This window comes from Salinicola avicenniae (assembly GCF_023736115.1).
GTDB lineage: Bacteria > Pseudomonadota > Gammaproteobacteria > Pseudomonadales > Halomonadaceae > Salinicola > Salinicola avicenniae.
Window position 1 is genome coordinate 242,563 of sequence record NZ_JAKQZC010000002.1, and the last position, 15,189, is coordinate 257,751.

At 64.3% G+C, this 15,189-nt stretch carries 11 protein-coding genes and 1 riboswitch; of the genes, 6 read left to right on the forward strand and 5 right to left on the reverse strand.

Going from position 1 to position 15,189, the window contains the following annotated elements:
• Positions 1–56: 56 nt before the first annotated feature.
• Complete coding sequence (locus MC381_RS04590) at positions 57–2,525, forward strand: acyl-CoA dehydrogenase (RefSeq protein ID WP_251976556.1); 2,469 nt, start codon at positions 57–59, stop codon at positions 2,523–2,525.
• Between the two features lie 113 nt (positions 2,526–2,638).
• On the opposite strand, the gene MC381_RS04595 is transcribed toward MC381_RS04590, so the two are convergent.
• The 4 genes from MC381_RS04595 to MC381_RS04610 all read right to left on the reverse strand — a co-directional run bounded on the left by MC381_RS04595 (position 2,639) and on the right by MC381_RS04610 (position 6,826).
• Positions 2,639–3,133: a septal ring lytic transglycosylase RlpA family protein gene (locus MC381_RS04595; protein WP_251976557.1), complete on the reverse strand. Its 495-nt coding sequence runs from the start codon at positions 3,131–3,133 to the stop codon at positions 2,639–2,641.
• Between the two features lie 22 nt (positions 3,134–3,155).
• A complete protein-coding gene (locus MC381_RS04600; protein ID WP_251976558.1) occupies positions 3,156–5,024 on the reverse strand; it encodes an SLC13 family permease in 1,869 nt (622 codons plus the stop codon).
• Between the two features lie 170 nt (positions 5,025–5,194).
• Entirely contained in the window at positions 5,195–6,172 is a 978-nt protein-coding gene (locus MC381_RS04605; protein WP_251976559.1) for a quinone oxidoreductase family protein, read from the reverse strand.
• Between the two features lie 81 nt (positions 6,173–6,253).
• A complete protein-coding gene (locus MC381_RS04610) occupies positions 6,254–6,826 on the reverse strand; it encodes a hypothetical protein (protein WP_251976560.1) in 573 nt (190 codons plus the stop codon).
• Between the two features lie 531 nt (positions 6,827–7,357).
• On the opposite strand from MC381_RS04610, the gene MC381_RS04615 reads away from it, so the two are divergent.
• The 4 genes from MC381_RS04615 (at position 7,358) to MC381_RS04630 (ending at position 12,209) form a co-directional block, all read left to right on the forward strand.
• A complete protein-coding gene (locus tag MC381_RS04615) occupies positions 7,358–8,152 on the forward strand; it encodes a glycerophosphodiester phosphodiesterase family protein (protein WP_251976561.1) in 795 nt (264 codons plus the stop codon).
• A gap of 125 nt (positions 8,153–8,277) precedes the next feature.
• Positions 8,278–9,096, forward strand: a complete 819-nt coding sequence (locus tag MC381_RS04620) for a motility protein A (protein ID WP_251976562.1) — start codon at positions 8,278–8,280, stop codon at positions 9,094–9,096.
• Positions 9,093–9,965, forward strand: a complete 873-nt coding sequence (locus tag MC381_RS04625) for an OmpA family protein (protein WP_251976563.1) — start codon at positions 9,093–9,095, stop codon at positions 9,963–9,965. The genes MC381_RS04620 and MC381_RS04625 overlap by 4 nt, the downstream gene beginning before the upstream one ends.
• 40 nt (positions 9,966–10,005) lie before the next feature.
• Positions 10,006–10,236, forward strand: a riboswitch (cobalamin riboswitch).
• Between the two features lie 152 nt (positions 10,237–10,388).
• On the forward strand, positions 10,389–12,209 hold the full coding sequence (locus tag MC381_RS04630) for a TonB-dependent receptor domain-containing protein (protein ID WP_251976564.1): 1,821 nt from the start codon (positions 10,389–10,391) through the stop codon (positions 12,207–12,209).
• Between the two features lie 106 nt (positions 12,210–12,315).
• Here the strand turns inward: MC381_RS04630 and MC381_RS04635 are convergent, their stop codons facing one another.
• Positions 12,316–13,749, reverse strand: coding sequence for a hypothetical protein (locus MC381_RS04635; protein ID WP_251976565.1), 1,434 nt, complete (start codon positions 13,747–13,749; stop codon positions 12,316–12,318).
• Positions 13,750–14,033: 284 nt separating this feature from the next.
• Here MC381_RS04635 and MC381_RS04640 point away from each other — a divergent pair, with 284 nt between their 5' ends.
• Positions 14,034–15,095: a PA0069 family radical SAM protein gene (locus tag MC381_RS04640; RefSeq protein WP_251976566.1), complete on the forward strand. Its 1,062-nt coding sequence runs from the start codon at positions 14,034–14,036 to the stop codon at positions 15,093–15,095.
• Positions 15,096–15,189 lie beyond the last annotated feature (94 nt).

A 15,189-nucleotide genomic window follows, 5' to 3' on the forward strand; every position in this document is an offset into this window, starting at 1 on the left:
TAAAATCAAATTCAAACGCCCGTCTGAATTTCGGCTTCCCTCCTTCGGAGTTCGACATGACCACACTGCTGCTTCTCCTCGCCGCTATCGCTGGATGCCTGATCGTCATGCGCCGCGAGGCCGGTGCCACCGCTGCGCTGGCGGTGCTGGCGATCCTCGGCGTCATCGGGCTGATTCTGGACGCGACGGTCATCGGTTCGCTACTGCTCATTGCCGCAGCCGTCGTCGCGATCTGCGGCCTCGCGCCGCTGCGCCGGCGCTGGCTGTCGCCGCGGCTTTTTGCCCTGTTCAAGAAGATCGCGCCGCGCGTGTCCGAGACCGAGCGAGTCGCGCTGGATGCCGGCACAGTCGCCTGGGACGGCCAGCTCTTTAGCGGTCGCCCGGACTGGCAGACGCTGATCGACTACCGCCATGCCAAGCTGAGCGACGAGGAGCAGGCCTTTATCGACAAGCAATGCTCGGTCGCCGCCGGTATGTGCAACGCCTGGGAAATCGCCCGCGAGCGCGCCGACATGCCGCCCGAACTGTGGGACTACCTGAAGCGCGAGCGGTTCTTCGGCATGATCATTCCCAAGGCCTACGGTGGGCTGGAGTTCTCGGCCAAGGCGCAGTCGGCCGTGCTGCAGAAGCTGGCCTTCAACGAAACCCTGATGAGCACCGTCGGCGTGCCCAACTCGCTTGGGCCGGGGGAGCTGCTGCTGAAGTACGGGACCGAAGCGCAGAAAGACCACTACCTGCCACGCCTGGCCGATGGCCGCGAGATCCCCTGTTTCGCCCTCACCGGGCCACGCGCCGGCAGCGATGCCACCTCGATTCCGGATGTCGGCATCGTCTGTCGCGGCCAGCACGAAGGCAAGGAAGTGCTGGGGCTCAGGCTGACGTTCGAGAAACGCTGGATCACGCTGGCTCCCGTCGCCACGGTGGTCGGTCTCGCCTTCCGCCTGTTCGATCCGGACAACCTGCTGGAGCGTGGCGAGAGCGATATCGGCATCAGCTGCGCGCTGATCCCGCGTGACACCGAAGGCATGGAGATCGGCCGCCGCCACCATCCCATCGGCAGCCCGTTCATGAACGGCCCGATCCGCGGCAAGGATGTCTTCATCCCGCTGGACTACCTGATCGGCGGCCTGGAAATGGCCGGCCAGGGCTGGCGCATGCTGGTCGAGTGTCTTTCCGTGGGCCGCTGCATCACGCTGCCCTCCGGGGCCGCCGGCATCGGTCGCTACGCCGTGGGCTGGAGCGGCGGGTTCACCCGCATACGGCGCCAGTTCAATGTCGCAGTCGCGGACATGGAGGGCGTGCAGGAGCCGCTGGCGCGCATCGCCGCCAAGGCGTATATCTCCCAGGCTGCGGTCATGCAGACGGCCAACACCATCGACCAGGGCGTCAAGCCAGCCGTCCCCTCGGCCATCCTCAAGAGCCAGCTGACCGAGTTCCAGCGCGACATCCTGAGCGACGCCATGGACGTGCACGGCGGCCGCACGGTAACGCTCGGGCCGCGCAACTACCTGGGGATCGGCTACAGCGCCAACCCGGTCTCGATCACGGTCGAGGGCGCCAACATCATGACCCGCAACCTGATGATCTTCGGTCAGGGAGCGATTCGCTGTCATCCCTACGTCCTCGAAGAGCTCGCCGCCAAGGATGCCAACGACGCCCAGGCCTTCGACCGCCTTTTCTTCCGTCATCTCGGCCTGATCTTCGGCAACGCGGCGCGTGCCTTTACCGAAGCGTTCGGCATCGGCCGACCGGAAGTGCCGTTCGACGACGTCGCCAAACCCTACGCTCAGGACGCCGCGCGGCTCTCTTCTGCCTTCAGTCTCTGCGCGGATGCCGCCATGGCCAGCCTCGGTGCCAAGCTCAAGCAGCGCGAAATGATCTCGGCCCGGCTCGGCGATGTCCTGTCCAATCTCTATCTGCTGTCGATGGTGCTCAAGCAGTGGCACGACACCGACCGCGTCGATGCCGAACCCGCGCTCTTCCACTACAGCTGTCGGCTACTGCTGAACCGTACGGAACAGGCGTTCATCGACCTCTTCGACAACCTGCCCAATCGGGCGCTGGGCAAGACGCTATCGGTCGTCACCATGCCGCTGGGACGCCGCTGGTCGAAGCCACAGGACCGGCTGACGCGAGAGATCGCAAAGGCGATTTCCACCGACAGCGCGCTGCGCCACAAGATGATTCGCGACACCTGGGATACCTGGGAGAGCGGTCAGAAAGAAAACGCGCTGGCCCGCTACAACGCCCTGCTGGCTGACGCCGAACGTGCCGAGGCGATCTACCGCACGCTCCAGAAGGCCAAAGGGAAGCGTCAGCTTCCTGAAGACGCCTTGCATCCGGAGCAATGGATCGACGCCGCGTACGAGGCCGAGCTGATAAGCGAGGAAGATGCCACCTTCATGCGAGCCCACGAAGCGGAGGTGCTGGAGATGCTGACGGTGGACGACTTCGCCTTCGATGCCTTTGTCACGCGACAGGCCAAAACCGCCAGCCGTCGCGAGACGGACGACGCGCCCGCCTGATGCCGTGAGCTTCACCGAGCGGCATGACGGCCATGATACGACGCCCGGCTCATCGAGCCGGGCGTCGTCGTTTCTATCAGCACGAACGAACAGGCGTGCCGCTGCCTCGCCCCCTAGGGCGACAGGACCTGCAACTGGACATCGGCCTTGCCTTGCTCGATCAACCCGATCTGCTCGGCAGCACGCGCCGACAGATCGATGATGCGCCCCTTCACGAAAGGACCCCGATCGTTGATCGTGACCACGGCACTCTCGCCGGTATCCAGCGTAGTGACCTTCACCCGCGTCCCGAACGGCAGCGTACGATGCGCCGCTGTCATCGCCTGACTGTCGTAGAGTTCGCCGCTCGCCGTAGGGCGTCCTTCGAAGAAGTCTGCATAGTAGGTCGCCTCGCCGACTCGTCGCGGGACCGAGGCAGTCCGAGTCGAGGCCGTATCCGATGGTTCGCTGACGGCGCCGGGCGTGGTGGTCCCCGCCGGCCGAGCGTCAGGGCCGGCACAGCCGGCAAGCAACAGCGCTGCGCCGGCGGCCAGCCAGGCGCTTGGCCACCGCCTCAGACGGCCGGGACGGCGGCGGGGGAGAAGGAAGTCGGACGTAGTCATCATCATGAACCGGGCTGATGGAATCGGCTCACGATAACGGCCAAATGAGCAAAATCAAGGGAATGGCGGTCACCATGACCACCAGGGTCAGCGGCAGGCCCAGTTTCCAGTAGTCGTGAAACCGGTAGCCGCCCGGCCCCATCACCAGCGTGTTCGACTGATGCCCGATGGGGGTCAGGAAGGCACAGGATGCGCTGACTGCCACCGTCATCAGGAAGGGGTCGAGCGACACGCCGAAACCGCTCGCGAGCCCGGCAGCGATCGGTGCCATCAGCAATGCCGCTGCGGCATTGTTGATGATGTTGGAGAGCAGCAGCGTCAGCGCGAACAGTACACTCAGCGTCACCACCGGCGGCCAATCGCTGCCCAGCCGCAACAACCATTCGGCGATCATGCCGGCGCCGCCGCTGGTTTCCAGCGCCTGCCCGACCGGCAGCATGGCCGCGAGCAGCACGATAACCGAGCCTTCGATCGCATCGTATCCCTCTCGCAGCGGCAGGACACCTAGCCCCAGCGTCACCAGCGCCGCCAGCGACATGGCTACCGCGGCCGGCAGCAGATCGAAGATCATCGCCGCGACCGCCAATGCGAAGACACCGAGCGCCAGCCACAGCTGTCGCGGCTGCCCCAGAGACAGCTTGCGACTGGCCAGCGGCAGACACCCCAGCGTCGACAGACTGTCGCCCAGGCCATCCTCGTCGCCCTGCAGCAACAGGACATCGCCAGGGCGGAAGCGCACGTCGCGCAGTCGCTGTTTCAGGCGCGAGCCATCCCGCGATACCGCTACCAGATGCAAGCCGTGCTGGTTGAGCAGTCGCAGCTGGGCCACGGTTCGATTGATCATCATCGAGTCGTTGCGGACGACGACCTCGATCAGCTGCAAATCCTCCGCGTCCAGCGAGGGACGCGGAGCGCCCTCCTTCGCCTGGCTGTTTTCTCCCTGCTGTGGCGCCTCGTGCTTGCCGGCACCGTCGTCCGCGCCTTCCACATCGTCCGCGCCTTCCGTATCTTCCGGCGCACCGATCGCAAGGCCGGCCTTGTCCTCGAGCAGCTTGAGATCCTCCGGTCCGGCCTCGAGCAGCACGATATCACCGGCCGCCAGCGGGCCATGGAAGGCATGGCCGGAGTAGCGCTCGTCGCCACGCAGCACGGCGAGGATGGGAATCGGCTCACGACAGAGATCACGCAGCTTGTGCAGGGTCCAGCCAACCGCCTTGGCCTCCTCGGCCACGCGTAGCTCGGAGAGATAGGCCGCCGTCTCGAAAAGCTCATCGGCACTGGCGCGTGTCTGGCGCCGTGGCGTGAGGCGCCAGCCGACGGCGATCATGAACAGCACACCGGCGAGGGCGACGCCGGCGCCAACCGGGGTGAAGTCGAACATACTGAACGCCCCTTCCCCGCGCGACGCACGAAAGCTGCTGATGATGATATTGGGCGGCGTCCCGATCAGGGTCATCAGCCCCCCCAGCAGCGAACCGAAGGCCAACGGCATCAACAGCAGCGAGGGGGACGTGTCGTGCTCGCGGGCCACCCTTACCGCCACGGGCAACAACAGCGCCAACGCCCCCACATTGTTCATCATCGCCGACAGCAACGTGACCGTCAGGGTCAGCACGGCAAGCTGCCAGACAGGGCGACTCCCCGCCTTGAGCGTTTTCTCGGCAATCCAGTCGACCACGCCGGCGTGTTCGAAGCCGCGACTCAGAATCAACACCGCAGCGACCGTGATCACCGCCGGATGCCCGAAGCCGGCAAAGGCCTTGTCTGCCGGCACCACGCCCAACATCACGCAGGACAACAGCGCCGCCATCGCAACCAGATCGTAGCGGAAGCGCCCCCAGACAAAAGCGATCAGCGTCAGCCCCAGAACGGCAAAGACCCAATAGGCATCCGGCATGGCAACGACTCCCTGTCGCGAGGGCAATGCGCCTACGGGCCGCCAGCGCCTCGGCAGGCACTCTCAAAAAAACCGGTACCGCCCCAAGGCGACACCGGTTCGTTCATGTTCTGGCCTGTCGGGCCACCGCGAGGCAATACGCCACACCGACCGCCGATTCGGTCACCCGATCACGGCACGAGAATCGTCGAGCCGGTGGTACGTCGCGAAGCCAACGCCTCCTGCGCCTTGCCAGCCTCGTCGAGAGCAAAGCGCTGCGCGATGTCGACCTTGACCTTGCCGCTCTCCAGCATGTCGAACAGGTCGAGACACATCTCCTGGAAGCGCTCGCGTGTATCGGCATAGCCATTGAGACTCGGGCGAGTCAGGAACAGCGAGCCCTTTTGATTCAGGATGCCGACATTAACGCCTTCGACCGCCCCCGAGGCGTTGCCGAAGCTCACCATCAGGCCACGTGGTGCGAGGCAGTCGAGAGAGGTCAGCCAGGTATCCTTGCCGACGGAGTCGTAGACCACCGGCACCATGGCGCCATCGGTCAGCTCACGCACCCGTTCGACCACGTCTTCCTCACGATAGTTGATCGTCGCCCAGGCGCCGTTGCGCTTGGCCAGCGCCGCTTTCTCCTCGGAACCCACGGTGCCGATCACCTTGACGCCGAGCGCATGTGCCCACTGGCAGGCTATCGACCCGACGCCGCCGGCCGCCGCATGAAAGAGAATCGTCTCGCCGCCCCGAAGCGGGTAGGTCTGGCGCAGCAGATACTGGGCGGTCAGCCCCTTGAGCATGCTCGCCGCCGCGATCTCGAAGGCAATATCCTCGGGCAGCTTGACCACCTTGGCGGCCGGCAGGACGTGGTACTCGGCATAGGCACCGAGCGGCCCCTGGGCATAGGCCACGCGATCGCCTTCCGCGAGGTCCGTCACCCCATCGCCGACGGCATCCACGACGCCCGCTCCTTCCGTACCGAGCCCGGAAGGCATGGCGGGAGCCGCATAGAGACCGGTGCGGAAATAGATATCGATGAAGTTGAGACCGATAGCATGGTTGCGGACACGCACCTCACCCGCCTGCGGCGCGGCCGGCTCGACCTCCACGCTTTCGAGAACCTCGGGACCGCCCGTGCGGGTTATCTGGATACGCTTGGCCATGACCTTTCCTTATTCGGCTAATCGTCACTCGTCAACGTTCATCGAAGCGCCATTCACCGGGCGGGTCAAGTCGCCAATCGCTTACAAGGTCGGCGTATACCGCGCCAGCGCGTCGAGAAAACGCGACTTGTAGTGCTCGAACGTCTCGCGCTCCTGCTTGAAAGTCCGCAGGATGCCCTCGCCATTGAAGCGCACCGTGCTCGGCAGGATCCCTTGCACCGGCGCGGGATGTCGCGGCCCCAGCCCGATCCGCAGTCCATCCTCGCCGTCGATCCAGCGCTCGATGCCGCACGTCCGGAAGAACGCCTCGCCATCCTTGTCGTTCGCCGTCACGCGCAGCGGTGCCTTCTCCGCGAGGATGCGCACGAGCTCCCGACTATGTGCGGTGCTCGCCCCCTTTTCGGCGGTCGACAGCATGCCAACCTCCATGGTCGCGCCATCGACATCCGAGGAGACCATGACCAGCGAGAGGATCTGGTGCTCGTCGTCGGTCAGCGCGAACAGACGCGCCGCGTCCTGCTCGAACAGGACGCCCAGAACGCCGGCAAAGGTCACCAACGGCGCCAACCCGGCATCCTGACCGTAGATATTGGCGCATAGCTTGGCGAGACAGGCCTCGCGACTCTCGGGATTCTTGACGTGGACGACCTTCATCACACTCTCCGCGCTGGAAACGTTCGGCGCCGGCACCGGGCCACGCCATGGGCAAAGGCGCGCAGCCTACCATACTCTCGCTACCAGTAGGTTCGACGCCCCGACGTTCGTCCCCCAGACCTTAGACGGGCACCTTGACTCACGCCTGCGCCGCAACCCGCGCCGGCGACCTGTCATCGTTCTGCCATCTGCCCGCCCTAGTCTAGGGCGCGGTCGACAAGTGACGATTGCGTCATGACCCGATGCCGATATCGCCCCTCAGTGGTAAACATCGCCCCTCAGTGGCAAACCAGGACAATGCGGGGTTCAGTCATCGTGTTCCCTGCCGATAGGGTAAAAACAGGAAGGTGGCACGACGATGTCTCTTCGGCACACCTTTTCTCTCATCGGGCCAGAGATTCGTCTTGACGGCGCTCGCCTGGTGGACGAAGGTCAAATTCTGGTCGTGCGGCCGCCCCGCCCACGCCCTCACCTCTTCGCTCTGGACAGTGGCGAACGCTTGGCATGGCGGACGCCGGAGACATCAGCCGCATGATCCGATCCGACGCCCGCTTCGAACTACCCCGGTATATCGCCCATCGAGGTCTTTCCGCTCGCGCCCCCGAAAATACGCTAGCCGCGGTTCAGGCCGCCCACGATGCCGGCTGCACCTGGGTGGAACTGGATGTGCAGCTGCTCGGCGATGGCACACCGGTCATCTGGCACGACCCCGGCGTCAAGCGCTGCTCGGACAGTCGCGGCAAACTGAGCCAGTTGACGGCCGAGCGCGCCAACAAACTCGATGTCGGCGGCTGGTTCGGCGCCCAGTATCGCGGCGAGCGCATGGCGACCCTGGACGCCATGCTCGCCCTGATCCAACGCCTCGGGATGGGCCTCAATCTCGAACTCAAGGTCGCCCGCGGCCGCCATGCCGCCGAGCTCGTCCATGCCTCGCTGCCCACCGTACTGGCGCGCCTGTCGCCGTCCCAGCTGATCGTCTCCTCCTTCAATCGGCACGCGCTCACGGCCGCCCGCGAGGTGGAGCCGGACCCGTCTCGACTGCGGCTTGGCGTGCTCGACGACAAGGCGCCCAAGCACTGGTGGAGAGAGACCGAGCGCCTTGACGCCTACAGCCTGCATCTCGACTGGCGCAAGCTGAAGATCAAGCGCGCCCGCGAGATCGCCGACGAACAGATCAAGCTGTTCTGCTACACCGCCAACGATCCGGTCACCTTCGAGAAGTTATGGGACTGGGGCGTCGATGGCGTGATCAGCGATGACCCGACCCGCTTTATCGACTACGAGGCGGCCGGCGAGCGCCAAGTACCGGCCGCCCAAAGCGCCTGAATGATGACGAAGGCGCTCACGTGATCGCAAAAAGCGCCTCATAGCAGCGCCAATTAGCGCCTTTGGCCGCGCGCCCCCCGGCTTAAGATGAGCACCACGCCCGTCTTCCAGGTAGCGAGCCGTTCATGAATCCCTCCACGCTTATCGGCCTCATTGCCAGCGCCTTGCTGCTGGCCACGGTAGTGCTATTCACCGCACAGGCCCCCGGCACCTTTTTCAACCTGACCGGGCTTGCCATTGTGCTGACCGGCACGCTGGCTGCCAGTTTCATCAGCTACCCGCTCGCGGAGATGCAGCGGCTCTGGCGTCAGATCGCCGTAGTCTTTCGCCGCGAGCCGCTCGCGGCGGAACTGGACAGTGACCTCGAGCAGCTTATCGAGATGTCTCGACACTGGAGCCGCGGCAACATCCGCGCCATCGAAGGTACCCTGGAACAGACCACCAATCCGTTTCTGCGCACCGGCATGCAGATGGTCATCGCCAATACCCGCGAGGAAGAGATTCGCGAGATGCTTCGCTGGCGCATGGTCCGGGTCAAGGCTCGCGAGCGTATCGAAGCGCAGATCCTGCGGACCATGGCCGTCTACGCGCCAGCCTTCGGGATGCTGGGCACGCTGGTTGGGCTGATCAACATGCTGGAGGTCATCCAGGCCGGCGACCTCGCCGTCATCGGTCCGCGACTCGCCGTGGCGCTGATGTCCACCTTCTACGGCATTCTGCTCGCGAATCTCGTGTTCAAGCCGATCGCCGTGAAACTCGAGCGCCGCACCGAAGCTCGGCTGATGGCCATGACGCTGCTGCTCGAGGGCATCTGCATGGTCAGCAAGCGTCGCCTGCCCGCCTTTATCGAGGAAGCGCTCAATACCTATCGCGTCGAACATCACGACGAGATGCGCGACAGCCCAGGCACCTTCGCTGCCACGCCGGCGACCGAAACCTCATGAGCCAGATCGCCATCAATCCCGGCGGCCCGTTCACGGATCTGCTGTTCGATCAGGGCCCGTTCGAGGATGCCGCCCGCGATAGCGACAGCGACTCGTGGCTGATGAGCTATCTCGACATGCTGATGCTGTTGATCACCTTCTTCGTGCTGATGCTAGCGCTCTACGGCGGCCAGCTGCTTGACCGCGATGTCGCGCTGGCTCCCGCCGCTTCCTTTCTGCCGCTCAAGGTGCCAACCACCGTCGTGGCTGCGCCACTGCCCTCGCAGACGCTGGGCGAGTTCTATCGCCCCCCGCGTCAGTTGGCCCCGTCCCCGCTGGCCAGCGATGTCGGTTTCTACGATCCAGCGCCCGCCCTTCACTCAGAGCCCGCCATGCAGCCGCTGTCGACATCAACGGTGTCACTGGCTTTTCGTGTCCCGCTGTTCGACCTGCCCGACGCACCGCCAGCCCTGCCGCAGATCGATGGCGTCGAAGTCACGGCCATCCCCCATGGCTTCAACCTGCGCATCCAGGATCACTTGCTGTTCGACTCGAGCGCCGTCGGGCTCAGCGACAACGGTCGCCGACTGATCGACCGTCTGGTCCCCCTGCTCGAGGAGTTTCGGGGCACCATTTCCGTCGAGGGACACACCGACAGCGTGCCGATCGCTACCGACCGCTTCCCCTCCAACTGGGAACTGTCGGCGGCGCGTGCCTCGGCCGTGGTCCGTGTGCTGCGCCTGGCCGGTGTCGATGGCGATCGCCTGCGCGCCATCGGCTATGCCTCGACCCACCCGCTGGCCGACAACGACACACCCGACGGGCGCGCGAGCAATCGTCGCGTCGAGCTGGTGCTGCAGGAGGCCAGCGAGACCGACGCCTCTTCCTGAGGCGTCGGCGTTTCCCTTGCCGAACGGAAACTGCGAAAATCTGATCCGTCGAGAGACGTGTGCTCGGGAAACGGGTGAAAATCCCGTACTGCCCCCGCAACGGTAATCGCGTCAGACCCCACCGGGCGGGCCGCCAGGCCCCTCCAGCCACTGTGAACCGACGACCGAGACATCAAGGGAACCGTCGTCATCGCGGGAAGGCGTGGGCGTCGGATGACAGACACTGTCATCGCGCGCAAGTCCGGAGACCGGCACGTTTCTCCTCACTGGTTGATGCGGAGGGCTCGATCAGTGGCGACACGCCTGCCGGGTACCCATTGCCCGTTGCCGGGCCGTCCCCGCTGTCCTCCCATCGCGTATCCGATGACACGAAAGCGGCGCCCGAATCCGGTGATGCCGTGATGCGCTTGGGGATCATTTCACATGCATGTCAAACCAAACGCCGTCGCCTCCGGCGTCGCACTGGCCCTCTCGATGACGGTCCAGATCGCGCAGGCTCAGGAGCAGCTGGACGACGTTCAAGTCACTGCCAACCGCCTGCCGCAATCGCAGGCCGACGTGCTGGCCAGTACCACCATCATCGACCGCGACGAGATCGAACGCAGTCAGGCCGATGACCTGATCGAACTGCTGCAGGGACGCGCCGGTATCGAAATCGCGCAGAACGGTGCACCGGGCACCACCTCGAGCGTGTTCCTGCGCGGCACCAACTCGAATCACACCCTGGTGCTGGTCGATGGCGTGCGTATCAACTCCGCCTCGTCGTCGAACGGAGCCACGAGTCTCGAATTTCTGACGCCCGAGATGATCGAGCGCGTCGAGATCGTCCGGGGACCGCGCGCTGCCGCTTATGGCTCCGATGCCATTGGCGGTGTGATCCAGATCTTTACCCGTAGCGGTGGCGAAGGCACACACGGCGACCTTAACTTGCGGGCGGGCGAGGACGGCTTCGCCAAGCAGAGCGCCCACGTGTCGACAGGCAACGCGGACACGCGAGTTAATGCCACCCTGTTCCATCGTGACGGCGACGGCTTCAATGCCACCGAAGCCGACCTCAGCGGCGAGGATGACGGCTTCGAGTCCACCGGCGGCCAGCTCGGCATCGCGCATCGCTTCAGCGACCGGGTCAGCGGCAGCCTGCGGGCGCTGCGCCAGGACTTCAACAGCGACTACGACAGCTACGGCGCCAGCGACTACACCAGCGACGGCTACCAGCAGAATGTCAGCGGCAACCTCGATGTCGCACTAAAGCCGGATTGGAACATGCGCCTGACGGCGGGGCATTTCGACGAGCGTCGCGATGATCGCCAGGCCGGCGAGCGCGAGACGATGACCAAGACGCAGCGGGATGAGCTCGGCCTCCAGCACACTTTCACCCATGACGACGGCCTCGAGAGTCTCGGCGTTGACTACCGCCACGACAGCATCGATTACGACAGTATCTGGGATACGGTGGACCGGGATAGCCGCGACAACGTCGGCGTCTACGGGCTGGTTCAGCGCCAATACGGCCGCCACCAGTTGAGCGGGTCGCTACGCTATGATGACGACTCGCTTTTCGGTGACGAGACAACCGGCAACATCGCCTACGCCTACCATCTGACGGCCTACCAGCAAATCGGCGCCAGCTATGGCACCGCCTACAAGGCACCGACGCTCTACCAGCTCTACAGCGCCTACGGCAACCGGGATCTGGATGCCGAGACCTCCAAGAATACCGAGCTCTTCTGGCGCTATGATCGCAGCGGCTGGAATGCCAGCGTCAGTGTCTTCGAGAACCGCATCGATGACCTGCTCAATACCGAACTGGGCGCGAGCGGTCGCTATCAGTACTACAACGTCGACGAAGCGAGAATCCGCGGCGTCGAGCTCTCTGGTGGCTGGCAACAGGGCGGCCTGTCACTCAAGGCATCGGTGACACGCCAGGATCCGGAAAACCGGGAAACCGGTGACCAGCTGGCCAGGCGCGCCGAACTCTACGGCCGTCTCGATGCCGACTATCGCTATGAAACCATCGGCATTGGCATGACCTTACGCGCCTCCCGTGAACGACCCGACAGTGACTACAGCGATGTCGATGTCGCCGGCTACGGCGTCGTCGACCTGCGCACCGCTTGGCAAGTCACGCCGGAGATCGAGCTTTCCGCCAAGCTGGAGAACGCCTTCGACAAGGAGTACCAGCTTGCCGACGGCTACAACACGCAGGACCGCTATCTGGAAGCCGGCGTCCGACTGCGCTTCTGAGCGGCGTCTCGCGCCGGTAACTGCTGGCCGGTAACCGACTGAAAACGAAAACGCCTCGCAGCCAGGCTGCGAGGCGTTTTTTATGCCGTGACGCCGGGAAAGCGCGTCAGTCGAGTTTCTCGGTCTGCAGCTCGAAGCTGCCCGTGCCACCACCGTAGCTGCTGGCATTGACCGTGTAGTCACCCGGCGCCAGATTCGTCTCGATGCGAGCGTCGTAGCCACCACCGCTATCATCGTCGGACAGATCGATGCCGGAGTCACCCGTCAGCATCAGAAAGGCATCCAGGTCGCTGGAGCGCATGGTCACGGCATAGCGACCGGCCTCGTCGATGTGCCAGACGTAGTCGGTACCACCGTTAGACATCAGCATGTCCTCGAGACGCCCGACGCCGTCGAGGCGACGCTCTTCCTCGGAGAGGACATTCGCTTCCGAGGTGGCCACCGCCAGCGTGAATAGCCCCGCGCTACCGGAGCCGTAGCTCGAGGCGCGGATGGTATAGGTACCCGGCTGCAGAACCGCCTGGATACGAGCATCGTAGTCGCCGCCGCTGTCGTCGTCGCTCAGGGTCACCCCTTCGCCGGTCAACTCGAGATAGGAATCCAGGTCGTCGGCTCGCATGTCGATCGTGTAGCTGGCCGCCTCGTCGACATTCAAGGTGTATTCGCGGCCATCCCCGCTCATGTAGCCGGTCAGCTCGTCTCCGGCCGAGACTTCACCGCCGTTGCGCAAGGTGTCACCGGTCGGCAGCGGCAGCGGCTGCGGCTCCGCCACCAGCGAATACATGCCGCTCGTCACGGAGCCGTAGGCACTCGCCTCGATCTCATAGTCGCCGGGCTCCAGGTATGCCGTCAGCTGGGCGTCGTAGCCGCTCGTCCCACCACCGGAATCGTCGTCGCTGGCGTCCACGCCGTCGCCGGTCAAGTGAAGGTAGGCGTCCACCACGTCGCTGCGCATGGTGAAGCGGTACAGGCCAGCTTCCTCGACGCCAAGCGTATAAGTGTTGGGATCCTTCGTGAGGAACCCGGCAACCTCATCTTCGGTGGCAAGATCGCCGTCGTTACGCACGTCGAGTGTACGGCTCTCGACCTCGAAGGGGCCGTAGCTACGACTGTCACGGCCACTGACCGCCAGCCAGTAGGTGCCCGCCTCCTCGATGTTGGCGCCGACGCTGACCGAACCGCCCTCGCTAGCGAGCCCGGAAGCCGCGACCGTGTTGGCGGAAGAGGCCAACCACTTGTCGTTGGCATCGAGCAGGCTCAGGGTGCCGTCGAGGGGGCCATCGAGCTCGAACTGCACGAAGGTATCGGCGTCGAGCTGCACCGGTATCCGCGCGTAACGGCTACCGTCCTTGACGTTGAGCTGACTCGCGGAGGTCAGTTCACCTGTCAGTGCGTCACCCACCTCACGCGGTTCTGACGGTACACCATCATCGGCAGCCTTCTCGCTGCCGGGCAACTGATAGGCGGCCGTCCAGCCCAGAACAATACCCACGGTGACAGTGACGACGGTGCCGGCCGTGCGTAACACGGTTGCTGTCATGCTTTTTCCCTTACCCAAACGAATTTTCATGATACCGGTTTCCCGGCGGGAGACTCGGCTAGCCATCGGACAATGGCGCCGTGCGTTGAAACCGGCGATTTGACATTGAACGATCCTGATTTATTGGAGATGAAAAACCACCCCAAGTCGATACAAAATGACACATCAAATCCATTGGGTGACATTTAATTACGAGACTTGGTGCCAATCTTCAGTGGAGTTTGCTTTTTTCCGTCTACCTCACCAGAATACTGTATTTATAAACAGCTTCCTGGAGTACAACCATGTCCTCCTCACCTCGCAAGGGCCGTGGCGCCACCTTCAATCCCGATAATCGCTTCCTGCCCAGCCGTGTCGAAAGAGAGGACGATGGCTGGTGGCAGGAGATCGAGACGACGCGCCTGCCGACGCAAATACAGCAGGAGACGCCACGAACGGCGCTCTCCTGGAATCGGTCGCCGGACCTGGGCTTCGACCGCTCGCTCAATCCCTACCGAGGCTGCGAGCATGGTTGCATCTACTGTTACGCGCGCCCCAGTCATGCGTATTGGGACCTGTCGCCCGGGCTCGATTTCGAGACTCGCCTGATCGCCAAGCACGGCATGGCTGACCGGCTTCGCGAAGAGCTGTGCAAGCCTGGATACGTCTGCCGCCCCATCAATCTCTCCGGCAATACCGACTGCTATCAACCACTGGAAGCCGACTACCGCACCACCCGATCACTGCTGGACGTACTGCTGGAATGCCGTCATCCCGTGACGCTGGTGACCAAGAGCACGCTGATTCTGCGTGATCGGGATCTGCTCGCGCAGATGGCGGAACGGCGACTGGTTCGCGTCTTCATCAGCCTCACCACCCTGGACGACGACCTGAAGCGCACGCTGGAGCCACGCGCGGCTTCGCCGACAGCCCGGCTCAAGGTCATCCGCGAACTAGGCGACTGTGGCATCCCGGTGGGCGTGTTGGTGGCGCCGGTGATTCCCGCGATCAACGACAGCGAGATCGAACGGCTACTCACGGCGGCGGCCAGTGCCGGGGCCAGCAGCGCCAGCTGGACACTGCTGCGGCTGCCACGCGAGGTCGCTCCGCTTTTCGAGGCCTGGCTGGAAGCTCACTATCCGGCGCGAGCCGCCAAGGTGATGAGCCTGATCCGCCAGTCCCGTGGCGGCCAGAACAACGACAGCCGTTTCGGCCATCGCATGCAGGGCGACGGGCTGTTCGTCGACATGATCGCCCAGCGTTTCCGCCACGCCGCCCGACGCCATGGCCTGTCGCGGCGTCCCGATGCCGGGCTCGATACCGGCAGTTTCCGACCTCCGCTCGCCCAGCCGGACCTGTTCAGCTGAGCCCCCTTACCGGCCGTTGGGCTTTGCCCACTTTGCCACCGCCGCGAGGCGGCCGACGGGCCCGCTTTTCTCCCGCTGCATCCTTTCCCTCGAC